The following is a 24,291-nucleotide window of genomic DNA, read 5'->3' on the forward strand; positions in this document are numbered from 1 at the left end:
CGTACAATATGTTATTGATACCGCGTCACAACGCGTGCGTCAAGCCCCAAGCAAGCAGTTGCTTCTGGCCCGAGCGGCATAATTCCGGCGGGAAACGGCTGATTTTGCTGGACAATCGTCCGGAATCGCTGGGGAAATGACGCGGGAATAATTACAATTACAACCCTGAATTGCGGACACCGGCACCATGACCACAGAAACCCCAGCAACCTCCAAACCCCTGCGGCGCACCCAGGCCGAGCGCAGCGAAGCCATGCGCGTGCGCCTGATAGAAGCCACGTTGAAATGCCTGGAGACCGACGGCTACGCCGGAACCACGGTGACCCGCATTGTCGAGACCGCCGAAGTCTCGCGCGGCGCGCCGGTGCATCACTTCCCGTCGAAGGCGGCGCTGATTGCGGCGGCGGCGGAACACCTGATGCGCCGCATCTATGTGCAACTGGGGCGGGCGGTGAGCCAGCTGGATGCCTCGGATGACCGGCTGAGTGATTTGATCTTTACCTCCTGGAAGGAAGTGTTCGGCGCGGCGGAGTTCACCATCTTGCTGGAGCTGCTGGTGGCCAGTCGTCGGGACTCGGAACTGTCATCCATGTTGCAGCATTTGTGGATAGCCGCGTTTGATACGCTGGGGACAGCGGCGGATCATTATCTGGTGGGCAAGACCGAGAAGGATAATGTGCGGCACCTGATGGTGTTGTCGCAGTGGCTGTTGCGCGGCATGGCGGCGGACAAGCATCTGGTGTTCAACGAGCAGGTGCTGGAGCATTACCTGAAGTTGTGGTGCCAGTTGCTGGCGGGGCATTTGCGGGCGAAGGGCGATGTGACGACACCGCCCCCGCGTCCGGAGTTTTGGGATATGACGTTTGCGGGGTGACCGTACCTCACGTTGACGCTGCCGCCCGCAGCGGGATACGCTGGCATTCCTCTTACTGGACACCCGCAGGGAAGACCTTCATGACAGACAACGAAAACCCGTATCGCCCGTCGGGCGTCCCGGTGGTGGACTTTGCCGCGCCGAGCGGAGAGATCGAATATGAAGTCCCGGGCCACAAGGTGCCGGCGGGGAACGGCTCCGGCTGGATCAGCGCCGGCTGGGAGATGTTCAAGGATGCGCCGCTGATGTGGATCTGCGTGATGCTGCTGTACTTTGCCGTGTCCATGGTCACCAACCTGGTGCCCGGCCTGGGAACCATTATCGGCATGCTGATCGCGCCGTCGCTGTCGGTCGGCATCCTCGCCTTCGGACGCGGACATGCCCGCGAAGGCGTCACCGATCTCGGGCGCATGTTTGCGGGTTTTCAGGGCGAAAAGGTCGGCTCGCTGGTCATCATGGCGCTGTTGTATGCGGCGGCGATCGTCGTCTCGGTTATCGTGCTGTTAGTCGCGCTGGCCATCGCGTTGGGCGGCGTCGGCGCGATCGGCCAACTGGCGTCGGGCCACGGCATGTCCGCACTGGAAAATACGGGCGGCCTGATTGCCCTGGCGGGTATTCTGGCTTTCCTGCTGGTGATGTTCCTGATTGTCAGCGCCTACTGGTTCGCTCCCGGGCTGATTTACTACGCCAACCTGTCGCCGGTGGATGCCATGAAGGCCAGCTGCAGCGCCTGCCTGACCAATTGGCTGCCGTTGACCATGTACTCGCTGGTCGCCCTGCTCATCTTTATCGCCGGGATAATCCCCTTCGGTCTGGGGCTGCTGGTAGTGATCCCGGTGTTGATGGCGTCAATGTATCCGATGTTTGAGGATTTGTTCGGGGTGGAATAGCGCCTATCGGGCGGCAGTCGCCGCCCTTGACCCTCATTCATCCGATTGTCGCTTTTGCATGTTTTCCAAACGCCATGCCAGCACCTCCTGCTTGGGATAAAAGCGCGGCTCATCCGGCAAGAACAGCTTCCTGCCTTTCAACCCGGTCAGTATCCGGAAGTCGGGAATCCGCTCATCCAGCATTTTCGAAACGTGCCACTTGAAGTCCGGCCCCGGCGCGATCAGATGCTTGTCCATCGCCCAATGCATATCCGGCGTCAGGGCCAGGTCATTACGGGGATCATCATCCGCACTTGCTGAAAACGTGCGGTCGGAGGGAATCGTACAGAAAGGACAGGACGGAGACATGGCGTTCAACCTGAAGGCATGTCCCCGTTTTTACAGGATGGATCGGACGATGGAAAGCCCGGCCCTCAGAGATAAACCCCCTTCACCCTGCCCTGCACCGCCATCCCCAGGAAAGGCGTATTCAAGCCCGCCGAGCTCAGCGTCTCCGGCGCCACGCACCAGTTCGCCTCCGGGTCCACCACCACCACCCCGCCGCCGGTGGTCAGGCTGCCCGCCGCAATCCCGGCAATCGCTGCCGGCGTCACCGTCAGCGCCTGCCAGAGGCGATGCTCGTTCAGCAGGCCATCGCGCACCAGCTTCAGGCCCAGCGGTAGCACCGTTTCCAGCGCGGAAATGCCCGGCTCGGTCGCCGGGAACGGGGCCAGCTTGGCCGCCGCGTTCAGCGGCTGGTGATGCGAGCAGATGGCGTCGATGGTGCCGTCCTGCAGCGCCGCGCACAGCGCCAGCCGGTCGGCCTCGCTGCGCAGCGGCGGCCGCACGTGCGCCAGGCTGTTGAAGCCGTCAATCGCAGCATCGGTCAGGTGCAGCTGGTGCATGGCCACGTCGGCGGTCACCGGCAAGCCCTTGCCCTTGGCGATGCGGATCAGCTCCACCGAGCTCTTGCAAGACAGCTGGCTGAAGTGCGCGCGCACGCCGGTTTCTTCCACCATCAGCAACTGCTTGGCCAGCGCCACCGTTTCTGCCAGCGCCGGAATGGCGGGCAAGCCCAGACGCGCGGCCATGAAGCCGTCGTGGGCGCAGCCGTTGGCCAGGCTGGGCTCTTCCGGATAGAAGAAGACCGTCAGCCCCAGCGTGGCGGCGTATTCCAGGCAACGCAGCAGCGTTTCATCGTTGGCGAAACCGGCGCGGGCATTGCTGATGGCGATGCAACCGGCCTGCTGCAAGGCGGCCATGTTCGCCGGACGCTTGCCTTCCAGCCCCTTGGTCAGCGCGCCGATGGTGTAGACCTTCGCCGCTCCGGCGGCTTCCGCCTTTTCCTGGATCAGCGCGACGATCGCGGCGCTGTCCACCACCGGCAGCGTGTCCGGCGGCGTGACCACGTGGGCGAAGCCGCCAGCCAGGGCGGCGCGGGTTTCGCTGGCGATGGTGGCGTGATGTTTCTCGCCCGGTTCGCGCAGGTTGGCGCACAGGTCGACAAAGGCGGGCAGCACCAGGCAGCCGTCAATGGCGTCCACCCGGTCATACGGCAGGTTACGCGCTTCCGCGCCAAAGGCGATCATGCGGCCGTTTTCCAGCAGCACATCGGTCTGGCGATCCATGTCTTCGGCTACGTCCAGCACACGGCCGCCGGTCAGCAAAATGCGGGCATTCTTGGTGACAGCATTCATCAGGCATCTCCCCGCGTGGTCAGTTGGCCCTGCATGGCCAGCGTCAGCACCGCCATGCGCACGGCAATGCCGTAATTCACTTGTTTCAGGATCAGCGACTGCGGTCCGTCGGCCACTTCCGAGGCGATTTCCACGCCGCGGTTGATGGGGCCGGGATGCATCACCAGCGCGTTCGGTGCGGCGCGGCGCAGTTTCTCCGGCGTCAGGCCATACAAGGCGTAGAACTCTTCCGGGCTGGCCAGCAGCGGCGACTCCATCCGCTCGTTCTGGACGCGCAGCGCGATTACCACATCCGCACCGTCCAGACCTTCTTCCAGACGTTCGTAAACCTTCACGCCCAGCTCCTGATAATCACGGGGTTGCAACGTGCGTGGGGCAATGATGCGGATTTCCTTCGCGCCCAGCGTTTGCAGCGCGTGGATTTCCGAACGGGCAACGCGCGAGTGCTTGATGTCGCCGATGATGGCGACGGTCAACTTGGTGAAATCCCCGGCATGGCGGCGGATGGTCAGCATGTCCAGCATGCCCTGGGTCGGGTGGGCATGACGGCCGTCACCGGCGTTGATGATCGCCACCTTCGGCGTCACCTGGCTGGCAATGAAGTGCGGCGCGCCGGAATGCGGATGACGCACCACGAAGATGTCGGCGGTCATCGCTTCCAGGTTCCACAGCATGTCGCGCAGGGTTTCACCCTTGCTGTTGGACGACTTGGCGATGTCGATGTTGAGCACGTCAGCGCCCAGGCGCTTGGCGGCCACGGCGAAGGTGGTCAGCGTGCGGGTGGAAGCCTCGAAGAACAGGTTCATCACCGTGCGTCCGGCCAGCAGCGGCTGGTTATGGATGCTGCCGTCGGGACCAAGGAAGGATTCGGCGAAATCGAGGATTTCGGTGAGCTGTTCGCGGCTGAGGCCTTCGGTGGTCAGGAAGTGGCGCAACCGGCCCTGCGGGTTGAGTTGCAGGCGGCTGGGCGTATGCGCATGGGACACGTGCATGATGGCGGTTCGCTGGTGGAAATTGGCGGCGATTCTAGCAGAAAAGGCCGCGCGGCTGAGCGCGCGCGAATGCACGCCGGATTAACGATCGGGTGCGTAAGATCGCCTGACAAGCCCGCTGCGTTTCCCTATGATAGATGAACAAGAATTATACCCGGTCCTCCCCCATGCGCCCGCTGGCCGCCCTCACCGTCACCGTCTGCCTCTCGGGCTGCGCGCCTGACCACGCGCAGGTACTGATGGCCGAGAAAACCGCGGCGGTGTTCAGCGACCGGGTCAGCATCCGCGACCTGCGAGCCGGCAATCGGCGGCTGGCGGCGGTGGATCCGGCGCTGGGAACACCCCTGACACTGAAGCTGCAACCGCCGGAAACGGTGCTGGTGCAGCAGGCGCTGGCGCAACGACTGCAATTGACCGCGCAAAGCCCGGCGGTGGCGGTCGATCTCAACGCCTTCGATTTGTTCCAGAAAGCGGACGGTGCCCTGACCGCCCGCATCAGCCTGATCCTGAACCAGGGCGACACCGCTACCATGCACCGGATCAGCCGCACGTTGGCTCCGCCCGAGGCCACGGGTGACGCCGCCCGCTGGCGGCTGATTCATGAAGCCCTGCAGGCGCTGATGGAAACCATTCCCGAGCCTTCGCCCGCCACCACCCATTGATTTGCCGGAAATCCGCATGCCCCAACAACGAATGCCGTGGTTACCCCAGATATCCCTTGGTCTGGCCGCCTGGGCGTTGCTGGCGTCGTCAGGATCGTGGCTGGCCAACCAGACCGCCGACGGCGTTGACGATGGCATGGTCTGGATCAACCTGCTCTTTCCCGCCTTGCTGGGAGTGATGTTTGGCGCACGGTTACGACCGAAATATGTCTGGGGCTACGCGGTATTGACCTTGGGCGTGACCGGTGGACTGATCAGTTATGCCGAATGGATCGGCAACCGCCCGGAAGGCTTCGCCATTCTCTATGAGGTGCTGGTGATGGTGGCCGTGCAAACAGCCGTGATGCTGTGGCGTTTCCGGCGCAATCCCGAACCGCTTTAGGCTCACGGACTTTCAGGGCTTCAGGCCGATCTCCGGCGCTTCCAGCCAGCTTTCCGTCATCAGCACCGCCGCCGTGGAATCCACCGACGCCAGCTTGCCCTTATGACGGGTTCCGGCCTCGCCCAGCAGTTCGCGGGCGGCGCGACTGGACAGGCGTTCGTCCACCATCCATACCGGCAGACGGTAGCGCGCCTCCAGCCGGCGTCCGAACTTCCGGGACAGGCGTGACAGTTCTGATTCCGTATCATCCATGTTCAGCGGCAGGCCGACCAGCAGCGCCTGCGGCTGCCACTCGGCGATCAGCTTGTCGACGATGGTCCAGTCGGGAATGCCGTCACGGGAAGGCATGGGCGGCAAGGGACTGGCGGTGGCGGTGATGCGCTGGCCCGTGGCGACGCCGAATTTGCGGGTGCCGAAATCAAAGCCCAGCACCGTACGGATTTCATTCAGTTCAGGCATGCCCCACCTGCGCCGACAGCAGGTGCACATCCACTCCGATGCGGCGGGCTGCCGCCTCCCAGCGCATTTCATAAGGCAGGTCGAACAGCAGCGAGACATCGGCAGGACAGACCAGCCAGGCGTTCTCGGCAATTTCCTTTTCCAGCTGGCCAGCGCCCCACCCGGCATACCCCAGCATGATCTGGTAACGGCCGGGCCCCTTGCCGTGTGATATGGCATCCAGAATATCGCGGGAACTGGTGACGCACAGGTTGTCATCCACTTCCATCGAGGAGTTCCAGTGGCCCTTGTCCTCGTGCAACACGAATCCGGCCTCGGTGCTGACCGGGCCGCCATACAGCACCGGCTGTTCCGGGTGCGGCAGGCCGTTGATGACCGGCAGGCGCACTTCCGACAACAGTTCGCTGACCGTCAGCTCCAGCGGCCGGTTCACCACCAGCCCCACCGCGCCGTCTTCGTCATGGCGAACGATATAGGTCACCGAATGCGCAAAGCGGCTGTCCTGCATCTCCGGCATGGCGATCAGGCATTGATGGGTAAAATTGGCGTTGGGCAAGGTCATGGCGTCACCTGTCTTCATTAAAGGCAGTATTGGGGCCGGTTCCGGAGAAGGCAAGTGTTTTTGCCCGGACAAAGCCTGCTCCTGCGGCGATTGACGCCTATCGGCGAGTGAATTACTGTCGGTTCCCACCCTGATAACCACCGAATCCCGGACCACGCATCATGACCCAACTCGCGACTGTCATTACCGGCGCTTCCAGCGGCATCGGCGCCGAACTGGCCCACCTCTTCGCCCCCGAGCACCAGCATCTGGTGCTGGTGGCCCGCCGCCGCGAGCCGATGGAGGCGCTGGCCGAAACGCTGAAGCACAAGTACGGCGTGCGCGTTACCGTCATCAGCCGCGACCTGCAGGAGCCAGGCGCGGCGCAAGGCCTGATGGACGATCTGGCCGCCCACCACCTGCAGGTGGATACGCTGGTCAACAACGCCGGTTTCGGCCTTGCCGGCAACTTCGCCCATGCCGACCCGGTCAAGACCTCGGCCATGATGCAGCTGAACATGATCACCCTGACCGAACTGACCCAGCGCGCCCTGCCCGGCATGCTGGAGCGCGGCCAGGGCCGCATCCTCAATGTCGCCTCGCTGGTCGGCTTCCAGGCCTGCCCCTACTTCGCTGTCTACGCCGCCACCAAGTCCTTCGTGCTGTCATTCTCGGAGGCGCTGGCGGAAGAAGTCGGCTCGCGCGGCGTGCTGGTCAGCTGCCTGTGCCCCGGCTCCACCGACACCGGCTTCCACGACGTCGCCGCCACCAAGGGCAGCGTGCTGGAACAGATTGCCGACTCGCCGAAGATGGTGGCCGAGGAAGCCTATAAAGGCCTGAATAACGGTCAGCGCGTGGTGGTGACCGGCTGGCTGAACAAGCCGGTGCCGATGCTGAACCGGCTGGTGCCGCGCCGCGCCATGACCTGGGCGGTGGGGAAAGTGCTGGGGCGCTGAAAACGGCTCTCCCCCGGCTGTCCGGCGTGTGAAAACCGTCCCGGACAGCCGGTTTCACCGACGAACGGCAGCCATTTCCCGAAAACTTGATCCTACGCGCCACGCCATTGTGAATTGCCCCGCATAACTCCCGTCTTTATACGCCATCCCTACCGCTCATCCCCGATTTTCTACCGTTCATTCCTGAATTTTTACCGCTCGTCGCCACGGTTACAAAAGCATAAAACTGTCAGTTTTTCGCAAGGAAAGCTAAACAATGCTCGACTAATATTTGTACATCGCAAGGAGCACGTTTTCTGCTCCCAAAAACCAGAAAAAACCAGTCCCGAGGTACATCATGAATCGTCTGACCACTTTCGCTGTCGCCGCCCTGGCCGCCACTGTTTCCCTGAACGCCAGCGCGTTCTCGCAGGAAACCCACAAGCGCATCGCCATCGACGCCGTCAACTACATGAAGGCCAATCCGGGCACCACCAATTACACCAAGCTGGCCGCCGGCGTGGCCCGCGCCGGCCTGACCATGGACCAGTTCGCTGCCGCCATGGGCCAGGGCGCCTATGATGTGGACGATTTCGCCGACACCTATATCTGCGGCGCCACCACCGGCGACTGCCAGCTGGCTCCGGTCTGGGGCTTGGGCGCGGGCATCGTCAAGTACACCTCGTACTTCCACTTCATGAACGCCACCCGCGGTCCGGACGTGCACGGTAACGACTACGGCGGTTACAACTACAACCTGCTGACCGTCTGGGGCGACATCGACAACATGGCCGCCACCTGGCTGTACGGCGACTACCTCGATGACGGCAAGGGCGGCCTGACCGGCTGGTTCTGGAGCGACAACTCCAAGTACAACACCTACGGCATCACCGAGAAGAACTACCGTCTGGGCGGCTACTCCACCAACAGCATGTACGCCGACTTTGAAAAGATGCCGTTCCAGCCCGTGGACAACCTGGGCCAGTACTGGTTCTCCAAGTTCCTGTCCACCCCGACCGTGCAGAACCTGGGCTTCGTGATGCACACCACCGACCTGCTGCAACCGCACCATGTCTGGACCACTTCCGCCCTGAACCACTCCGGCTGGGAAACCTGGGTTAACGACCACTACTACACCCTGAGCCTGAACGACAGCGCCAAGGTGACAACCGCCCTGAACGATTTCACGCCGCTCAGCGCCACCGCCACCGACATCCGTCCGCTGCTGACCCAAGGCGCCATGTACGCCTACAACAACGGCGGCATCGTGCTCTCCAGCACCGCTGACAGCGACCGCACCGTGGTGGCCAACAAGGTTGTCCCGCACGCCATCGCCATGATCGTCAACGTGCTGAACCGCGCCGCTGAACGCATGTAAACCGCCGCATCCCTTTTACAGCCCGCGCACCCTTGCGCGGGCTTTTTTTTTGGGTGCTTTTCAGCGCGGGCGGACCCGCCAGCATGGCAACGCCCGCTAGCGCTGCCGAAACTTGACCTGAAACGCCACCTGCCTGGCCGCGATTCACAAGCAGACCGAGAAATCACGCCACTGACCACCGTTCATCGCCATTTGAATGCCGTTCATTGCCGAATTTCCACCGTTCATCGCCCGGACGGAATCCGCCAAAACATGACGGCTTTTCGCAACGCGACCAAGCGGTTGATCGGCTAGTATTTATTCAACTTGGGGGGCCTGCTTGCTCCCCTGAAAATGACTAAAACTCACAGAGGTACACCATGATCAACTTCACCAAACTTGCCCTGATTGCTGCTGTGACCGCAGGTTTGGCAACGGAAGCCAGCGCCTTTTCCCAGGAAACCCATAAGCGCATCGCCATGGACGCCGTCAATTACATGAAGAACAACCCCGGCACCACCAACTACACCAAGTTGGCCGCCGGTGTGGCCCGCGCCGGTCTGACCATGGATCAGTTCGCCGCCGCCATGGGTCAGGGCGCTTACGACGTTGATGACTTCATGGATACCTACATTTGCGGCGCCACCACCGGCGACTGCCAGACCGCTCCGGTCTGGGGCGCGGGCTCCGGCATCGTCAAGTACACTTCCTACTTCCACTTCATGAACGCCACCCGCGGTCCGGACGTGCACGGTAACGACTACGGCGGCTACAACTACAACCTGCTGACCGTCTGGGGCGACATCGACAACATGGCCGCCAGCTGGCTGTATGGCGACTATCTCGATGACGGCAAGGGCGGCCTGACCGGCTGGTGGTCCTCCGACAGCACCAAGTACAACACCTACGGCATCACCGAAAAGAACTACCGTCTGGGCGGCTATTCCACCAACAGCATGTACGCCGACTTCGAAACCATGCCGTTCCAGCCGATCGACAACCTGGGCCAATACTGGTTCTCCAAGTTCCTGGCCACCCCGACCGTGCAGAACCTGGGCTTCGTGATGCACACCACCGACCTGCTGCAACCGCACCACGTCTGGACCACGTCCGCCCTGAACCACGCCGGCTGGGAAACCTGGGTGAATGACAACTACTACACCCTCGCCCTGAACGACAGCGCCAAGGTGACGACCGCCCTGAATGACTTCACGCCGCTCAGCGCCACCGCCACCGACATCCGTCCGCTGCTGACCCAGGGTGCCATGTACGCCTACAACAACGGTGGCATCGTGCTCTCCAGCACTGCTGACAGCGACCGCACCGTGGTGGCCAACAAGGTCATCCCGCACGCCATCGCCATGATCGTCAACGTGTTGAACCGCGCCGCCGAACGGATGTAATCCTCCGCGCTCCTGCAAGGCCGACCCCCTCCCCGCGAGGGGGTTCGCCTTTCAGGCGCTGGAGCGGCTTTTACGCAACACTACAAATGCTTTCTTGCCAGAATCCGGTGGTCGTACCACTCTTTTGATCCAGTACCTCATAATTTTTCCAATAATCCGAGGCTCCGCATTCATGCTCCGTCATTCGCTCCGCACTTCCCTGCTTCCCCTGGCGCTGGTCCTGACGCTGGCTGCCGCCACCGCTCAGGCGGCCCCGCAATATGATCTCAAGGATCCGGCGCTGGCGGCGACGGTGGACAAGACCCCCTTCACCCAGAAAATGCTGGATGTGATGTACAAGTCCTCGTCGCAAGGCAAGGTAAAGCTGACGCGGGCCGATGTGATGCGGGCCGTGATCGAAAGCCACCTGCTGGGCAGCTACGCCATCGCCAAATACGGCAAGAAGGCGCTCGTGGAAGACAACAAGGTTGGCTTCCGCCCGGCTGACGTGGCGCGGAATGAATTCGTCAACATGATCCAGGTCGCCTACAAGGACGAGTTGAAGGCCGCGCTGCAAAAGCTGGGCGGTTCGCTGGACTCCACCGTCTCCGCCGTCGATCCGATCAAGCCGACCGAATGGGCGCAGTACCTGCCGCCACCGGGCAAAATGCAGCTGGAAATCCGCATGACCGAGCAGGGCGTGGCGCTGGCCGCCAAGCGCCCCATCCTGCGCTATCGCTTTGACGACAAGGCACAGGGCGTCATCACCCTGAAAGATGTCTACGACATCCAGAACGTGCAGGGTCGCAACGAGATCCTGGGGAAAAACACCGACTTCGTGATGCAGCAGGCGCGATCGATGGTCGTCGCGCGCTTTGTCGAGTACTGGGCCGCCACCGCTTCGGGGCTCAGCGCCGCCGAAATCGCCGGGTTGAAGCAGGCCATCCTCAACAAGAGCTATCTGGACGGCTATGTCACCTGGATCGGCATCGCCGCCGATATCCACGACGATAACCAGCACCTGAAAGCACTGGCCAAGGCCGTCACCGAGAAGGAAGTCCTGGATTACTACAACTCGCATCCCAACGATTTCAAGCGGGTGGAAGGCGTGCGCGCCCGCCACATCGCCGTGGCTGACGAAAAAACGGCCCAGGCCCTGTATGACCGTATCCAGAAGGGTGAAAAATTCATCGACCTCGCGGCGAAATATTCACTGGCCGCTGACGGCAAGAACGGTGGCGACCTGGGCTGGGTTCAGGCCGACAAGAAGAATAACGGCATGTGGATCAATGACTTTGCGTTCCTGCAAACACCCGGGGTCGTCTCCCGGCCGATCCGGACGCCGGTCATCAACGGCAAGGCCTCCTGGGAACTGGTGATGATTGACGAGAAAAAGGAAGGCCGTCATCCCGCCAAGAGCTCGACCGTGCATTATGAGGCCTCCCAGATCATCGCCCGCCAGAAGGCCATTGATGAATATCGCGCTGTCCGCAGCCGTCTGCTGGAAAAAGCTGATATCCACCTGCGGCCGGATCTGCAAGGCGATACCAGTTGGGACCTGCGCAACGGCGATGTGCCCGTGGCGAAGCCTCATGCGCATGACCACGACGATCACGGCCACTGATCGCCGCTACATAACAACAAACCGGGAGCCAAACTCATGAAAAAGCCCGTGATCATCTTTGTTGTCGCTGTTGCCATCCTGGCTGGAGCCGCCATTGTGCTGGGTATGTGGATGGGCAACGACAAGCCCGGCCAGACCCTGTTCTCACCCGCCAACGGCCCAGCGTCGCACGAGCCGGGCACCATGCTTAGCGGCGAGCAACGACCGCAAAACCTGAACGCCCCGCCCTCGGCGGATGCGCCCCGGGGAGACAGCCCGCTGCTGCCGATCGAACCGTCGAATGTGGATGCCGCCACGTCGATGCGCGAGTCCTTCCTGCATGGCGACCCCAACGCGCCGAAGATCGTGCACGACACCACGCCGCAGGAGCAGGCGACACCCGAAGAAATTGCCGACCCGAAGCTTTACGCCCAGTTTGAAGCCCGCCAGAACATGCGGCTCTACAAGGGCTACGTCAATGCCGCCGAGACCGAGATTCCGAAACTGCAGCAGGATGTGGCCAAAGCCAAGGCGCTGCTGCAATCCGACCCGGCCAAAGCCAAACAGATGGGGATGACCGCTGAGGAAATCGCCAAAGGGGAGGAAAAGGTGCGGCGTATCCAGGCCATGCGCGACCAGCTGCTGAGTGATCACCCGGAAATATCCCGTCAATAAACCCCATAAAAAAGGCCGTCGGATGACGGCCTTTTTCATGGCGACAGCGACTCAACCGTTCTGGTTGGTCATGCGCTCGGCGAAGCGCCAGGTGCGGATAATCTGCAAGACATCCATTTCCTTGCGCATCTCCCGGCTGAAGGGCCGGAACGGTGCGGAAAGCTGCACCGAGCGCCGCGCCGCCTCATCCAGCAAGACCTGGCCGGATGACTTCAGGGTGCGGATTTCCCGGATTTCCCCGCCCGCCGAGATCGCCACCAGCAGCCGGACCTCGCCTTGCAACCGGCGGGCGCGGGCTTGCTCGGGATAATGACGGTTGCCGGTGCGCTCCACCTTCTGGCGGAAGTCATCAATCCACGCCGCCGAGATGTCGCTGCGCGCGGACAGGGTGGAAACGGTGTGGATGCGCTGCTTGCGCGCCAGCGCCTGGCGCTGTTCGGCCAGCCGGGCCTCCAGGCTGGCGATCGCAGCCGTCTGGGCGGAAGCTGCCAGTACGCCGTCATCCGGCGTGCGCAGCGGAATTTCCTTTTGCGGCTGTTCCGGCGGCAGGCGGCGCGAGGCGCCCTGCGTCATCAGCAACTGGCGGCGGGTCTGCTCGGGGGGGGGAGTGAACGAGGCCTTGTCCTCGGGGCGGACCTCGGCGATACGGGCGTCGGTAAAGTCGGCGGACTGCGGCGAGGTCATTTCCTGCGCCTTGGCGCTTTGCCCGCCGCCCTTCTGGTTGGCGGCGGCCAGAAAATCGGCATGCTCGTCCGCTTTGGCGTCACGGTGCAAGGCCAGGGTAACTTCAATCATGGACCCGGGATTGGATGGAGGGGCCACAAAGGTAATGCCGAAGATCACCAGCGCATGCAACAGCGAGGCGATGACCAGGGACATCCCCAGCCGACGGGTGTCAGCATCAAAAGCAAGTGTGGACATGGGCCGGAACGGGCTTGATCAGGTTCTTCTGGAGGCGCAGCATAGCACAGCCGTTCCGCAGCCGGGACTTGACGACCGGGCGGCAAACCCCGTTCAATCGTAAGAAAATGCAAAGGACCCTTGATGACCTCCCCCAACAGCCTGCTTGACACCGTCACCGGCGTACTTGACCAGCACGAACTGCACTATCACCTCGACGATGACAACGGCATGCTCTCCGGCAGCCTGCGCGGCGACAACGGCACCTGGCGCTTTCTGGTTGAAGTCGTGGAGCGCGATACCGAACGCGGCATCATCATTGTCTCCTTCGTGCCGGTCAATGTGCCCGCCCCCCGTCGCGGCGCAGTCGCCGAACTGCTCAACCGCATCAACTTCAGCAAGGCCATGGCCTTTTTCGCCATGGACATGAGCGACGGCGAAATCGTCTGCAAGAGCGGTTTCGATCTGGTCGACGCCGAGCTGACCCCGGAGATGTTTGACGGCACCTTCCTGTTGAACGCGCACACGCTGGATCATTACCTGCCCGCCATCATGCAGGTTTGCTTCAGCGCGGTTGCCCCCGAAGCCGCCATCGCCGCCCTGGACCGCCAGGGTTCGCTGATGCAATAACGGAGATGCCTCATGGTTGACTGGATACAGCTGGCCGGCATGGCCGGAAAAGCGATCAACGCCGTTCGCGACTGGACGGACAGCCTGTCGCAGGAACGGGAAATTTTCATTCCCGACGGCATGATCAATACCGCCGTGACCGCCCTGCTGCCCAAGGACAGTGTGGTGAAATCGGTGCTGGTGGAGTGCCATGACGGCTTTGCCGATCTGGATATCCTGGCCAACCACGACGGCACGGAAGTCAACATCCTGCTGACCTTCGAGCTGCAAAGCCTGACCATCAACCGCCACAAGCAGGCGGTGGCGCTGCGCGAGCGGCAGCCGCCGGAGCTGAGCTTCCGCTATTTCCCGTCCGCCTGGCACAAGGTCTGGCTGCTGCTGCAGGTCTGGGCCTGCCGCAACATCCTGCGCCAGCATCCGCTGCACCATGTGCTGCGCAAGACCGACGGCGTGGAAATCAGCAACGGCGTCTACCGCATCGACCTGTCGCTGTGGGTGCGGCAGAAGGCGGCGCTGATCGCCGCGCTGTATGCGGTGGATATCCGGCAGGCGACGCTGCGCGAAGGCGGCTTGCTGGTGCGCGGCGCGGCGAACGTGAAGTCGCTGGAAACCCTGCGCGGGCTGTACCAGGTGGCGGCAGGCACGGTCAGCCAGGTGCGCGACGGCTTGTCGCGGTCTGATTCCCGGCCGTTGCGGTCGGTCAACCCCGATTAATCCTGCGCCAGGCGGTAGCCGACGCCCGGCTCGTTGAGCAGGTAGCGCGGCTCGGCCGGATTGGCCTCCAGCTTGCGGCGCAGCTGCCGCATGTAGATGCGCAGGTAGTGCGCGTCCTCCTCGTGCAGCGGCCCCCAGACCTCGCGCAGCAACTGCCGGTGGGTAATCACCCGGCCGGGGTGGCGCGCCAGCGCCGCCAGCAGCCGGTACTCCACGGGCGTCAGGTGTACCGCCTGCCCCGACAACTCCACCCGATGCGTCATCAAGTCGATGGAAAGCTCACCGCGCCGATACCGCGCGGGCGGCTCGGCGGGGCGTTCCCGGCTGCGCCGCAACACCAAGTTCATCCGCGCCATCAATTCGCCCACCCCGAACGGCTTCTGGATGTAATCATCCGCGCCGGCATCCAGCGCCGCGACTTTCTGCTGCTCCTGATCGCGGGCGGAAATGACCAGCACCGGAGCGGCGCTGACCGACCGCAGCAGCGGGATCAACTGCTGCCCGTCCATGTCCGGCAAGCCCAGATCCAGCAGCACCAGATCCACACTCGACTCGGCCGCAATGCGATAACCGCTGTCGCCATCCGTTGCTGCTGTTACCAGGTAATGATGCGCGGCCAGCGTCGTCGTCAGCATGATGCGGATGTGCGGGTCATCCTCAATCAGCAGCACCTGCTTGCGTGCCATGTTATCGCTCATCCTTCCTCCTCCGCCAAGGCGGCCGGACCGTCGCCGGATGCCGGCAGCGGCAGCGGCAGCCGGACGCGGGCGCCCAAACCGCCTTCCGCAAGCGTCTCCAGCGTAATTTCACCGCCGTGCGCCGTCACGATCAGGCGGCATAACGTCAGGCCCAGCCCCATGCCGGACAAGCCTTCCGGGTCGGCGCGAAAAAAGGGATCAAACACCTGCGGCAGGGCAGATTCCGGAATTCCGGGCCCCTGATCGCTGACCTGCAACACCAGCCAGCGATCCTCCTGACCAGCCTCGATCCGGATCTCAGAACCGTCAGGGGAATATTTGGCGGCGTTCTCCAGCAGGTTGACCAGCACCCGCTCCAGCAGGAAAGGGTCGCAACGCAGCAGCGGCAAGTCGTCGGGGACGGAGACCCGGAAGTCATGGCGGACAAACCGGCGGCGGGAGATCGCCACCGCGCCGGCGACAATTTCCTCGATCGCCTGCCAGTCCTGGCCCGGGCGGAAGTTGCCATCCTGCAAACGCACCATGTCCAGCAGGTTTTCCACCATGCCCTGCATGTGCCGCGCCTCTTCCAGAATGATCTTGCGCAGTGTCTGGCGGCTTTCGACGCTGTAGCTGTCGCCCCGGTCCAGCAGGCTGGAGGCCGCGCCGATAATCGCGGCCAGCGGCGTGCGCATGTCGTGCGAGAGCGCATTAAGAATCTGGCCGCGAAGCGCCTGTTCCTGATACTTCAGCTCAGCCGCCCGAACCTTGCGCCGCAGGGCGTCGCGTTCCATCGCCAGTGAGGCCTGCTCCAGCATGGCTTGCAGGTGCAGCCGGCGCGAGGCGGTCGCCCCCACACCCTCCGGAAGCGTGACCCGCACGGGAAGGGTGTCGCCGTCTCCGGTCCGCAACCGGCCGTCCAATCCAGCGGGCGGCACGCCGGCATCGGCCGCAACCGGCTCCGCCAACACCGTGACCTGACAGGCAAACGCCTGCGCCACATGGCGCAGCGCCTTCGCGGCGATCTCGTGGTTATCCGATGCCGAGGCCATATCGGCCGACAGCGCGTAAAGCGCCGCGGCCCGGGCTTCGCGTTCCTCGGCTTCATGCACCTGCCGACGCAGCCGGTCGGCCAGCATGCTGATGGTCATTGCGGTCGCCAGCATCACTCCGAAGGTGAACAGGTATTCCATCGGACTGCGGGAAAATTCCAGGAAGGGCTGGAGATTGAAGACATCAAACAGCACGACGCTGAACAGGCAGATCAGCACCGACGGCCCCTGTCCGAGGAAAAAGGACGACAGCACCACGGCCAGCATGTAGACCATGACGGCGCTGACATCATCCTGGAAAGTCTGCAGCCCCAATGACACCAGCACCGTCGCCGCCAGCACGGGGGGAACCGCCAGGTATTGCCGCCACCGGATCATGTGCCTTTCCTGCCTTGCGAATTGGCGCGAGCCTAGCAAAACGAACAGTCTCTTTACACTCCGGCCAGCATAATTTTACGGGATGTTTACTTGAGGCGTCCGGGCGGCAGCCTGAACAATAGCGGGCATTGCGCCGGCTGTCGCCACGGCGGTTTTTCCCGATTCGGAGTGGTTCATGTCGTTCAAGCACGGTCTGCTGTTTCTCGCCATTGCGGCCTTCTCTCTCCCGGGTTGCAGTTCCCACAAGACGGTGAATACTCCTGTTTCAGGGCAGCCCGGCGCAATCACTCCGCCGACCGCTTCCGCCACTGCCGTGGCTGCGCCGGTTAACGCTAACGACACCGCCAGTGCAAGTGCAGCTGCCGCCGGAACCTCCGGCGCAGCGACCAGCGGCAAGACTATCGCCAACGTCAAGAACAGCAGTAAAGGCAACAGCATGACTGGCGGCCGCACGGCCTCCAACGGCACCGGGGACTCCCCCGCGTCCGGCAGTCAACGTCCCGGCAGGTCCGCCACCGGCGGCCAACTGACCAGCACGCCTGACACCATCTATTTCGCCTTTGACGACTTCAGCCTGAGCCAGGACGACCAAGGCGCGTTGCAGGCCGTCGCCGACCGGATGAAAAGCAACACCGGTATTTCCGTCGAGTTGCTGGGGCATACCGATGAACGCGGCACGGTGAACTACAACCTGGCGCTGGGCGAACGGCGCGGCCAGACGGTCGAAGCCTATCTGCGCGCGCTGGGCATCAAGGCTGACCGCATGGAGGTCATCAGCTATGGCGAAACCAAGCCCGCAGCCGACGGCCATGATGAAAGCGCCTGGGCTCATAACCGTCGGGTAGAAATTCATTTACAGACGCCATGAATGATCAGCCACAGCCGCTCAAGGTCGGCGAACCTGCCCAGTGGTTTGTCGCCCCCTCCTCGGTCAACCCGGCGTTCCATCTGGATTCGCTGGGCGGCTACCATGTCATCCTGAATTTTTTCGGGAACAGCGGAGAGCCGGCGTCACAGAAGGTTCTGGATCACTTCCTGAGCCTGCAACCCGAACTGGCCAGGCACGACCTGGTTTTCCTGGGCATCAGCCTCTCCCCCGCCGATCAAGCGCTGGTTCACCGCGTCAGCCATCCCAAATACGTCAAATTCATTTGGGACTTTGACCGTGAAGTGTCGAAGTTGTACGGCCTCCTGAGCATCGAAGACGGGACAGAGCGGTTTTTCCCCACCACGATTGTCCTGAACCCCTTGATGCAGATCGCGGGAATTTTCCCCTGGACGCGCCCGGCGACCCACGCGGCCGAAGTCCTGGCGTGGTGTACGCGGTTGCCGCCCATCCCCCGGAACATCGTGGCGCTGCCGCAAGCGCCGGTGCTGCGCATTCCCAACGTGTTATCGCCGGAAGAATGCCGGGTGCTGATCAACCGTTACCGGCAAACCGGCGGCGGCCCTTCCGGCATCATGCTGACCCGCGAGGGGCAAACCATCGGCGCTTTCGACAATTACTTCAAGCGCCGCCGCGACATCAACCTGGAAGACCATCCCGATTTGCTGGCCCCGGTCAACCGCCGTCTGGAAAAACGGTTGCTGCCCTATGTCGAACGCGCTTTCCGCTTCCGCCCCACCCGGTTTGAGCGCTATCTGATCGCCTGTTATGACAGCGGCGACCACGGCGGATTCCTGCCCCACCGCGACAACAACACGCCCGGAACCGCGCATCGCCGCTTCGCCATGTCGTTGCACCTGAACGTGGGCGAATATGAGGGCGGTGATCTGCATTTCCCTGAATTCGGACGTCAGGCCTATCGCGGCGCCACCGGGGAGGCCACGGTCTTTTCCTGCGCCCTGCTGCACGAAGTCACCCCGGTCACGCAGGGACAACGCTATGTGCTGCTCTGCTTCTTCTATGACGAAGAAGACGCCCGGCGACGTGATGCCGTTGCCGACCCGATCGCGCCGCCTACCCCGTCTTGACCTTTACCGCCCGCGGAGGCATGGTGTCGTTTTTTGACAAACGGCGAATTCCCCATGTCCAACCACGGGTTGATGCAGCGCGACCTGGCCGTGCTTTGGCATCCCTGCACGCAGATGCACGATCACGAAACCCTGCCGGTGATTCCGGTGGCCCGCGCTTCCGGCGTCTGGCTGACCGACCATGACGGCAAGCGTTACATCGACGCCATCAGTTCCTGGTGGGTGAACATCTGGGGCCATGCCCATCCGCACATCAACACTGCGCTCAAAGCGCAACTGGACACGCTGGAGCACGTGATCCTGGCCGGTTTCACGCACGAGCCGATTGTCAGCCTCTCGGAAAAACTGGTGGCGCTGGCCCCGCCCGGCCTCAGCCGCTGCTTCTACGCCGACAACGGCTCCGCCGCCATCGAGGTGGCACTGAAGATGTCGATGCATGCCTGGCGCAATCGCGGCGAAACCGCCAAGACCCGTTTCGTGGCGCTGTCGGGCAGCTATCACGGCGAGACGCTGGGCGCGCTGTCGGTCACCGATATCCCGCTGTTTTCGGATACCTATGCGCCGCTGCTGACGCCACAGCTGCGCGTGCCTTCCCCGGACTGGACGCAGGCCCCGGAAGGCGTGACGCCGGAACAGTTCGCCCGGCAACAGTTCGCCGTGCTGGAAGATTTGCTGAAGGCCCGCCATGCCGAAATCAGCGCCGTGATTGTCGAGCCGCTGGTGCAGGGGGCGGCCGGCATGAAGATGTATCATCCGGTCTACCTGCAATTGCTGCGCGAGGCCTGTACCCGCTACGGTGTGCACCTGATTGCCGACGAGATTGCCGTCGGTTTCGGACGCACCGGCAGCTTCTTCGCCTGCGAACAGGCGGCCATCACCCCGGACTTCCTGTGCCTGTCGAAGGCGCTGACGGCGGGCTATCTGCCGATGTCGGTGGTGCTGACCACCGAGGACATCTACCAGACGTTCTACCATCGCTACGAAAGCCTGAAGGGTTTCCTGCACTCGCACAGCTTCACCGGCAACCCGCTGGCGGCGCGCGCCGCTCTGGCCTCGCTGGAACTGTTCGCACTGGATCCGCAACGGCGGCAGCAGGCGGCGCTGGCGCAGGTCATGACGGATGAACTGGCCGGGCTGCAAGGCCATGACCATATCCGGCATGTCCGCCAGACCGGTTTGATGGGTGCGTTCGACATGGTGCAGACCGGCGGCCTGCCCTTTGACTGGCGCGAGCGGCGCGGCCTGAGGGTCTTCGAGGCCGCGCTGCGCAACGGCGTGCTGTTGCGCCCGATCGGCAATACCGTTTATTTCATGCCGCCTTATGTGATGAGCGCCGACGAACTGCGGCATGTCATCCGCACAGCCGCCGAGGCGGTGGATGAGGCCTGCGCCGCGCCCGCCCACGGCCACGACAACGGAGTCAGCCTGCCATGACCCGTCTCTATACGCCGATTCCCCTGACGCTGGGCGTCGAGATCGACCTGCCCGAAGACGCCGCCCACCATTTCATCAAGGTGCTGCGCGCCCGTACCGGCGACCGCGTGCGCCTGTTCAACGGCGAAGGCGGCGAGTATCACGGCGTGCTCAGCCGGGTCGACAAGAAGTCGGCCGGGGTGACGCTGGAACGCTTCGAGCCGGATGACCGCGCTTCGCCGCTGCCGGTGCATCTGGGGCTGGTGATCTCCAAGGGCGACCGCTTCGACTGGGCCTTGCAAAAGGCCGCCGAGCTGGGGGTGACCGCCGTAACCCCGCTTTTCAGCGAACGCTGCGAAGTCCGGCTGGGCGAGGAGCGCCAGGACAAGAAGCTGGGCCACTGGCAACGGGTGGTGATCAGCGCCTGCGAACAGTGCGGCCTGAACCGTGTCCCGCTGGTGCATCCCCCGCAGGCGCTGGCCGACTGGCTGGCCGCCGCCGATGCCGCCGCGCGCTTTGTACTGGCGCCGGGCGTGGAACCGGTCGTGCTGGCGGCGGAACGTCCGGCCTCGGTGGCGTTGCTGGTGGGGCCGGAGGGCGGACTGTCCGCCGCCGAGATCGCCGCCGCCAACCGCGCCGGTTTCCGCAACTGGCGGCTGGGGCCGCGCGTGTTCCGCACCGAGACCGCGCCGGTGGCGGCGCTGGCGGTGCTGCAGTGGACTTACGGCGATTTCCAGGACTGAAATTCGGCAACCCGGTCACATTCGGCGGGACACAATTCCGCAGCGGGTGGCAAGTTGCCCGGACCCATGCTACAGAGTAAGCTGAGACGATTCCCACGCAGCCAGCTGCCGGTCTCATGACGGAGTATGAACCGATGAAAGCCTTGTCCGCCGCCACCCAGATTCCCGACCCCTACCGGGCCGGGGCGGACTTGGGCGACGCCCTGAAAGCCTTGCGGCCGGAAGTGGTTTTCCTGTTTTCAACCATTGACCTGGCCAACGGCCCGCTGCTGCTGGAAGGCCTGCGCGATGCGCTGGAACTGCCCGATTGCCTGATCATCGGCAACAGCGGCGACGGTCTCTATTCTCCTGAGGGTTGCAGCGAATTCGGCGCGGTGGCGCTGGGCCTGAACAGCGGCGGCGCGGTGCGCTGGCAACTGTCCGTCGGCCGACGCGTCACGACCGACCCGGTGGCCGCCACCCGTGAAGCGATGCGCGCACAGCAGGGAGCCTCCCTCGCTTTCCTGATCTCCGATTTTCATGCCGACGCCTCGCTGGTGGAGTCGGTGCTGGAGCACGAGGTGGACTTCCCGGTGATCGGCGGATTCGCCGCCGACGACCAGCAATGGCACCAGTGCGCGCTCTACGCCAACAGCGAGGTGCTGAGCGACTGCGTGGTGGCGCTGGGCGCGCATGGCCCGATCCGCTTTGGCATCCATGTCGAAAACACCATCAGCCCGGTCGGCCAACCCGGTATTGTCGAGGCGGCGTCCGGCACCCGCATCGACACCATCAGCGGCATTCCCGCCATGCAGTTCATCGAGCGCGAGACCGGCAAGCCGGTGCTGCGCAGCGATCGCGGCATTACCTCGCTGACGCTGACCGACCACGGCCCGGAACCGTTGAAACGCTTGCGCGCCATTGCCCAGGACATCGGCCAGTCCAAACAGAGCCTGCAACTGTATGGCGGCATCCGCGAGGGGCAACAGGTGCAGGTCTGCATGGCCAATCCCGAACAGATCGTGCGCGAGGTGGACCGTGTCGCCGCCGAAGCCGCGGCCGCCGGGGAACTGCAACCGGTCGCCGCGCTGATCATCAGCTGCGCCGGACGCAAGTCGTTGCTGGGCTCGGCGGTGCAACGGGAGGTCGAGGCGGTCAAGCGCTGCCTGCCGGGATTGCCGCTGGCGGGCTTTCCGTCGCTGGGAGAAATCGCGCCCTTGCGCCGGAGCGGCGGTTACAGCCCCAACCTGTTCCACAACATGACCTATGTGCTGTTGCTGATCGGCTCATGAATACCCTCTTCCTCAGCACCTTCGACCCGCCGCCGCCCGGCTTCACCCCCGGCGATCCCGGCCGCAAGCTGTTGCTGACCAGTGTCTTTGCGCTGGTGACCGACGCGCCGCAAACCTATCTGCAACGGCTGGAGGACCGGCTGGACCAGGTCAAGGGCATCCTGGTGGTTCCCGGCGAAGGCTGTGAATTGTCGGCGGTGGGCGAGTCATTCTGGATCATGCATGTCCCGGCGCTGGCCTGGCCGCAACTCACCCATATCGTCACGCCGCTGCTGACCACCCTGACCCGGCTGTGCGATGTCCAGGACCGCACCGGCGATCTGGAACGCAGCCTGAACCGGCGCGAGCGCGATCTGGAACGCTTGCAGGACGACTACCAGCGCGCCACCTCCGCCCTGCTCGACAAGGTGCGTCACCTGTCCGAGGCCGAGGCCTCGATCCGCCACCTGAACCAGGTGCTGGAAGAACGGGTCAACGAGCGCACCGTGGCGCTGGAAATCCTCAATACCGAACTGCGTCAGGCCAAGGATATGGCCGAGGCCGCCAACGAGGCGAAAAGCCTGTTCCTGGCGATGATGAGCCACGAAATCCGCACGCCGATGAATGGCGTCATCGGCATGCTGGACCTGCTGAAGGAAACCCCGCTCGACAGCGACCAGCACAAGATGCTGGACACGGTGCGCGACTCGTCCTTTGTGCTGCTGAACCTGATCGACGACATCCTCGACTTTTCCAAGATCGAGGCCGGGCGGCTGGAACTGGAGCGCGTGTCCTTCTCGCTGATGGATCTGGTGGAAGGCGTGGCCGAAACCCTGATGCCGAACGCCGTGCGCAAGCATCTGGCTTTCAGTTGCCGGGTTGATCCGTCCATTCCCGACCGGCTGATCGGCGATCCGGTGCGGCTGCGGCAAGTGTTGTTCAACCTGTGCGGCAACGCCATCAAGTTCACCGAGTCCACCGGCCGCAAGCGCGGACTGGTCAAGCTGCACGCCGAAGCCTTCATGGTGGAAAAGAACCGCGTCACCCTCGATCTCTGCATTGAGGATGACGGCATCGGCATGCCGCCGGACGCGGTGGAGCGGTTGTTCACGCCCTTCACCCAGGCCGACAGCTCGACTTCGCGCCATTACGGCGGCACCGGGCTGGGGCTGTCGATCTGCAAGCGTCTGGTTGACCTGATGGGCGGCCGCATCCAGGTGACCAGCCGCCCCGGCGAGGGCAGCCGTTTCCGGGTGCGTCTGGGCCTGCCGCCGGCGGACCGCCAACCCGAGCTGGACCAGCCTTCCCTGCAAGACGTGCCCATCATCGCCGTCATTGCCAATGACGAACTGCGCGCCACCATCATCCGCTATCTGGAATTCTGGCGCGCCGACCTGAAACTGGCCGCCTCGCTGGAGGAGGCGGAAAGCCTGGCGAAGGGCTGCCAGCCGGTGCTGTTGCTCGGCCCCGCCTGGCCGCAGCCTTCTGCGGGGCTGGCGCATCTGCCGACGGTGCTGCTGACCCGCCGCCATGACAAGGCCAGCACCGCCTCCAGCCTGCCCGCGCACATGATCCGGTTGTGGATTTCCCCGTTGCGGCGCGAAGATCTGCGGCTGGCGTTGCTAATGGCCTGCGGCCGGGAAAGCCCGCAGCCCCTGGGCTTGTCAGGCAAGGCGGCCCTGCCCGCTCCGCGCCAGGCGCTGAGTCCGGCGGAGGCGGAGGCCGCCGGACAACTGATCCTGGTGGCCGAGGACAATCCGGTCAACCAGATGGTGATCTCGCGGCAGCTGTCGCATCTGGGCTACACCAGCCTGCTGACCGCCAATGGCCGGGAAGCTTTCGCGCAGTGGAAAGCGCATGATATCGCCCTGGTGCTGAGCGACTGCCACATGCCGGAAATGGACGGCTTCGCCCTGACCGCCGCCATCCGCAGCGAAGAGCGCGAACAGGGACAGCGGGTGCCGATTATCGCCTTCACCGCCAACGCCTTGCGCGGCGAAAGCGAGCGTTGCCTGCTGGCGGGCATGGACGATTATCTGGCGAAGCCGGTGGAGTTGCAGGAGTTGCAGCGGGTGCTGCACAAGTGGATGCCGAAACGGCTGTCGTGACCGGGGGATACGCCCGGACGGATG

25 protein-coding genes are annotated in these 24,291 nt (G+C 63.5%); 17 read left to right on the top strand and 8 right to left on the bottom strand.

Features of this window, described 5'->3' with window-relative positions; genetic code table 11:
- The first annotated feature begins 187 nt into the window (after nucleotides 1–187).
- Both EV700_RS13625 and EV700_RS13630 read left to right on the top strand, forming a co-directional pair.
- Nucleotides 188–874, top strand: coding sequence for a TetR/AcrR family transcriptional regulator (locus EV700_RS13625; RefSeq protein ID WP_207224685.1), 687 nt, complete (start codon nucleotides 188–190; stop codon nucleotides 872–874).
- Nucleotides 875–954: 80 nt separating this feature from the next.
- On the top strand, nucleotides 955–1,764 hold the full coding sequence (locus EV700_RS13630) for a BPSS1780 family membrane protein (protein WP_130414739.1): 810 nt from the start codon (nucleotides 955–957) through the stop codon (nucleotides 1,762–1,764).
- Between the two features lie 33 nt (nucleotides 1,765–1,797).
- On the opposite strand, the gene EV700_RS13635 is transcribed toward EV700_RS13630, so the two are convergent.
- From EV700_RS13635 to EV700_RS13645, 3 genes are all read right to left on the bottom strand, one after another.
- Nucleotides 1,798–2,112 (bottom strand): HNH endonuclease family protein, encoded by a 315-nt coding sequence (locus EV700_RS13635; protein WP_130414741.1) that lies wholly within the window; start codon nucleotides 2,110–2,112, stop codon nucleotides 1,798–1,800.
- Between the two features lie 65 nt (nucleotides 2,113–2,177).
- Complete coding sequence (locus EV700_RS13640; protein ID WP_130414743.1) at nucleotides 2,178–3,440, bottom strand: dihydroorotase; 1,263 nt, start codon at nucleotides 3,438–3,440, stop codon at nucleotides 2,178–2,180.
- Nucleotides 3,440–4,432: an aspartate carbamoyltransferase catalytic subunit gene (locus tag EV700_RS13645; RefSeq protein ID WP_130414744.1), complete on the bottom strand. Its 993-nt coding sequence runs from the start codon at nucleotides 4,430–4,432 to the stop codon at nucleotides 3,440–3,442. The genes EV700_RS13640 and EV700_RS13645 overlap by 1 nt, the downstream gene beginning before the upstream one ends.
- A 167-nt stretch (nucleotides 4,433–4,599) precedes the next feature.
- On the opposite strand from EV700_RS13645, the gene EV700_RS13650 reads away from it, so the two are divergent.
- Together EV700_RS13650 and EV700_RS13655 are read left to right on the top strand one after the other, a co-directional pair.
- Nucleotides 4,600–5,094 carry a YajG family lipoprotein gene (locus EV700_RS13650; RefSeq protein WP_130414746.1) on the top strand — a complete coding sequence of 165 codons (495 nt, stop codon included), beginning with the start codon at nucleotides 4,600–4,602 and terminating at the stop codon, nucleotides 5,092–5,094.
- Nucleotides 5,095–5,110: 16 nt separating this feature from the next.
- Nucleotides 5,111–5,476: a hypothetical protein gene (locus EV700_RS13655; RefSeq protein ID WP_130414748.1), complete on the top strand. Its 366-nt coding sequence runs from the start codon at nucleotides 5,111–5,113 to the stop codon at nucleotides 5,474–5,476.
- Nucleotides 5,477–5,488: 12 nt separating this feature from the next.
- Here the strand turns inward: EV700_RS13655 and ruvX are convergent, their stop codons facing one another.
- Nucleotides 5,489–5,935: a Holliday junction resolvase RuvX gene (gene ruvX, locus EV700_RS13660; protein ID WP_130414750.1), complete on the bottom strand. Its 447-nt coding sequence runs from the start codon at nucleotides 5,933–5,935 to the stop codon at nucleotides 5,489–5,491.
- Nucleotides 5,928–6,491 carry a YqgE/AlgH family protein gene (locus EV700_RS13665; protein ID WP_423201219.1) on the bottom strand — a complete coding sequence of 188 codons (564 nt, stop codon included), beginning with the start codon at nucleotides 6,489–6,491 and terminating at the stop codon, nucleotides 5,928–5,930. Before EV700_RS13665 ends, ruvX begins: the two co-directional genes overlap by 8 nt.
- Nucleotides 6,492–6,658: 167 nt before the next feature.
- Here EV700_RS13665 and EV700_RS13670 point away from each other — a divergent pair, with 167 nt between their 5' ends.
- From EV700_RS13670 to EV700_RS13690, 5 genes are all read left to right on the top strand, one after another.
- Nucleotides 6,659–7,432, top strand: a complete 774-nt coding sequence (locus EV700_RS13670) for an SDR family NAD(P)-dependent oxidoreductase (protein ID WP_130414754.1) — start codon at nucleotides 6,659–6,661, stop codon at nucleotides 7,430–7,432.
- Between the two features lie 337 nt (nucleotides 7,433–7,769).
- The gene (locus EV700_RS13675; RefSeq protein ID WP_130414756.1) at nucleotides 7,770–8,789 is read left to right on the top strand and encodes a phospholipase C/P1 nuclease family protein; all 1,020 of its coding nucleotides are present in this window, start codon (nucleotides 7,770–7,772) and stop codon (nucleotides 8,787–8,789) included.
- A gap of 359 nt (nucleotides 8,790–9,148) precedes the next feature.
- Complete coding sequence (locus tag EV700_RS13680; protein WP_130414758.1) at nucleotides 9,149–10,171, top strand: phospholipase C/P1 nuclease family protein; 1,023 nt, start codon at nucleotides 9,149–9,151, stop codon at nucleotides 10,169–10,171.
- A 172-nt stretch (nucleotides 10,172–10,343) separates the two neighbouring features.
- Nucleotides 10,344–11,774, top strand: coding sequence for a peptidylprolyl isomerase (locus EV700_RS13685; protein WP_130414759.1), 1,431 nt, complete (start codon nucleotides 10,344–10,346; stop codon nucleotides 11,772–11,774).
- Nucleotides 11,775–11,810: 36 nt separating this feature from the next.
- Nucleotides 11,811–12,428, top strand: coding sequence for a hypothetical protein (locus EV700_RS13690; protein ID WP_130414761.1), 618 nt, complete (start codon nucleotides 11,811–11,813; stop codon nucleotides 12,426–12,428).
- 51 nt (nucleotides 12,429–12,479) lie between these two features.
- Here the strand turns inward: EV700_RS13690 and EV700_RS13695 are convergent, their stop codons facing one another.
- The gene (locus EV700_RS13695) at nucleotides 12,480–13,349 is read right to left on the bottom strand and encodes an energy transducer TonB (protein ID WP_130414763.1); all 870 of its coding nucleotides are present in this window, start codon (nucleotides 13,347–13,349) and stop codon (nucleotides 12,480–12,482) included.
- Nucleotides 13,350–13,472: 123 nt separating this feature from the next.
- Between EV700_RS13695 and EV700_RS13700 the strand changes: the two genes are divergently transcribed.
- Nucleotides 13,473–13,958, top strand: a complete 486-nt coding sequence (locus tag EV700_RS13700) for a YbjN domain-containing protein (protein ID WP_130414765.1) — start codon at nucleotides 13,473–13,475, stop codon at nucleotides 13,956–13,958.
- Between the two features lie 12 nt (nucleotides 13,959–13,970).
- Entirely contained in the window at nucleotides 13,971–14,672 is a 702-nt protein-coding gene (locus EV700_RS13705) for a hypothetical protein (protein ID WP_130414767.1), read from the top strand.
- On the opposite strand, the gene EV700_RS13710 is transcribed toward EV700_RS13705, so the two are convergent.
- Both EV700_RS13710 and EV700_RS13715 read right to left on the bottom strand, forming a co-directional pair.
- Entirely contained in the window at nucleotides 14,669–15,370 is a 702-nt protein-coding gene (locus EV700_RS13710) for a response regulator (RefSeq protein ID WP_130414769.1), read from the bottom strand. The genes EV700_RS13705 and EV700_RS13710 overlap by 4 nt on opposite strands.
- Nucleotides 15,367–16,779, bottom strand: a complete 1,413-nt coding sequence (locus EV700_RS13715; protein ID WP_130414771.1) for an ATP-binding protein — start codon at nucleotides 16,777–16,779, stop codon at nucleotides 15,367–15,369. The genes EV700_RS13710 and EV700_RS13715 overlap by 4 nt, the downstream gene beginning before the upstream one ends.
- 175 nt (nucleotides 16,780–16,954) lie before the next feature.
- Between EV700_RS13715 and EV700_RS17100 the strand changes: the two genes are divergently transcribed.
- From EV700_RS17100 to EV700_RS13745, 6 genes are all read left to right on the top strand, one after another.
- Nucleotides 16,955–17,647 (top strand): OmpA family protein, encoded by a 693-nt coding sequence (locus EV700_RS17100; RefSeq protein WP_242610273.1) that lies wholly within the window; start codon nucleotides 16,955–16,957, stop codon nucleotides 17,645–17,647.
- Nucleotides 17,644–18,753, top strand: a complete 1,110-nt coding sequence (locus EV700_RS13725) for a 2OG-Fe(II) oxygenase (protein ID WP_130414773.1) — start codon at nucleotides 17,644–17,646, stop codon at nucleotides 18,751–18,753. Before EV700_RS17100 ends, EV700_RS13725 begins: the two co-directional genes overlap by 4 nt.
- A 54-nt stretch (nucleotides 18,754–18,807) precedes the next feature.
- Entirely contained in the window at nucleotides 18,808–20,187 is a 1,380-nt protein-coding gene (bioA, locus tag EV700_RS13730; RefSeq protein ID WP_130414775.1) for an adenosylmethionine--8-amino-7-oxononanoate transaminase, read from the top strand.
- Nucleotides 20,184–20,909, top strand: a complete 726-nt coding sequence (locus EV700_RS13735) for a 16S rRNA (uracil(1498)-N(3))-methyltransferase (RefSeq protein ID WP_130414777.1) — start codon at nucleotides 20,184–20,186, stop codon at nucleotides 20,907–20,909. Before bioA ends, EV700_RS13735 begins: the two co-directional genes overlap by 4 nt.
- 134 nt (nucleotides 20,910–21,043) lie before the next feature.
- Nucleotides 21,044–22,180, top strand: coding sequence for an FIST signal transduction protein (locus tag EV700_RS13740; protein ID WP_130414779.1), 1,137 nt, complete (start codon nucleotides 21,044–21,046; stop codon nucleotides 22,178–22,180).
- On the top strand, nucleotides 22,177–24,267 hold the full coding sequence (locus EV700_RS13745; RefSeq protein WP_130414781.1) for an ATP-binding protein: 2,091 nt from the start codon (nucleotides 22,177–22,179) through the stop codon (nucleotides 24,265–24,267). The genes EV700_RS13740 and EV700_RS13745 overlap by 4 nt, the downstream gene beginning before the upstream one ends.
- The last annotated feature ends 24 nt before the right edge of the window (nucleotides 24,268–24,291 follow it).

The sequence above is a fragment of the Fluviicoccus keumensis genome, assembly GCF_004217445.1.
In the GTDB taxonomy this organism is placed as follows: Bacteria; Pseudomonadota; Gammaproteobacteria; order Pseudomonadales; family Moraxellaceae; genus Fluviicoccus; species Fluviicoccus keumensis.

Bases quoted from the DNA above. Each gene is read 5' to 3' on its own strand.
- EV700_RS13640 (WP_130414743.1), bottom strand. From the start codon at position 3,440: ATGAATGCTGTCACCAAGAATGCCCGCATTTTGCTGACCGGCGGCCGT.
- EV700_RS13635 (WP_130414741.1), bottom strand. From the start codon at position 2,112: ATGTCTCCGTCCTGTCCTTTCTGTACGATTCCCTCCGACCGCACGTTT.
- EV700_RS13735 (WP_130414777.1), top strand. From the start codon at position 20,184: ATGACCCGTCTCTATACGCCGATTCCCCTGACGCTGGGCGTCGAGATC.
- EV700_RS13675 (WP_130414756.1), top strand. From the start codon at position 7,770: ATGAATCGTCTGACCACTTTCGCTGTCGCCGCCCTGGCCGCCACTGTT.
- bioA (WP_130414775.1), top strand. From the start codon at position 18,808: ATGTCCAACCACGGGTTGATGCAGCGCGACCTGGCCGTGCTTTGGCAT.
- EV700_RS13745 (WP_130414781.1), top strand. From the start codon at position 22,177: ATGAATACCCTCTTCCTCAGCACCTTCGACCCGCCGCCGCCCGGCTTC.
- EV700_RS13625 (WP_207224685.1), top strand. From the start codon at position 188: ATGACCACAGAAACCCCAGCAACCTCCAAACCCCTGCGGCGCACCCAG.
- EV700_RS13670 (WP_130414754.1), top strand. From the start codon at position 6,659: ATGACCCAACTCGCGACTGTCATTACCGGCGCTTCCAGCGGCATCGGC.
- EV700_RS13710 (WP_130414769.1), bottom strand. From the start codon at position 15,370: ATGAGCGATAACATGGCACGCAAGCAGGTGCTGCTGATTGAGGATGAC.
- EV700_RS13705 (WP_130414767.1), top strand. From the start codon at position 13,971: ATGGTTGACTGGATACAGCTGGCCGGCATGGCCGGAAAAGCGATCAAC.
- EV700_RS17100 (WP_242610273.1), top strand. From the start codon at position 16,955: ATGTCGTTCAAGCACGGTCTGCTGTTTCTCGCCATTGCGGCCTTCTCT.
- EV700_RS13680 (WP_130414758.1), top strand. From the start codon at position 9,149: ATGATCAACTTCACCAAACTTGCCCTGATTGCTGCTGTGACCGCAGGT.
- EV700_RS13725 (WP_130414773.1), top strand. From the start codon at position 17,644: ATGAATGATCAGCCACAGCCGCTCAAGGTCGGCGAACCTGCCCAGTGG.
- EV700_RS13685 (WP_130414759.1), top strand. From the start codon at position 10,344: ATGCTCCGTCATTCGCTCCGCACTTCCCTGCTTCCCCTGGCGCTGGTC.
- EV700_RS13650 (WP_130414746.1), top strand. From the start codon at position 4,600: ATGCGCCCGCTGGCCGCCCTCACCGTCACCGTCTGCCTCTCGGGCTGC.
- EV700_RS13700 (WP_130414765.1), top strand. From the start codon at position 13,473: ATGACCTCCCCCAACAGCCTGCTTGACACCGTCACCGGCGTACTTGAC.
- ruvX (WP_130414750.1), bottom strand. From the start codon at position 5,935: ATGCCTGAACTGAATGAAATCCGTACGGTGCTGGGCTTTGATTTCGGC.
- EV700_RS13655 (WP_130414748.1), top strand. From the start codon at position 5,111: ATGCCCCAACAACGAATGCCGTGGTTACCCCAGATATCCCTTGGTCTG.
- EV700_RS13715 (WP_130414771.1), bottom strand. From the start codon at position 16,779: ATGATCCGGTGGCGGCAATACCTGGCGGTTCCCCCCGTGCTGGCGGCG.
- EV700_RS13645 (WP_130414744.1), bottom strand. From the start codon at position 4,432: ATGCACGTGTCCCATGCGCATACGCCCAGCCGCCTGCAACTCAACCCG.
- EV700_RS13630 (WP_130414739.1), top strand. From the start codon at position 955: ATGACAGACAACGAAAACCCGTATCGCCCGTCGGGCGTCCCGGTGGTG.
- EV700_RS13690 (WP_130414761.1), top strand. From the start codon at position 11,811: ATGAAAAAGCCCGTGATCATCTTTGTTGTCGCTGTTGCCATCCTGGCT.
- EV700_RS13695 (WP_130414763.1), bottom strand. From the start codon at position 13,349: ATGTCCACACTTGCTTTTGATGCTGACACCCGTCGGCTGGGGATGTCC.
- EV700_RS13740 (WP_130414779.1), top strand. From the start codon at position 21,044: ATGAAAGCCTTGTCCGCCGCCACCCAGATTCCCGACCCCTACCGGGCC.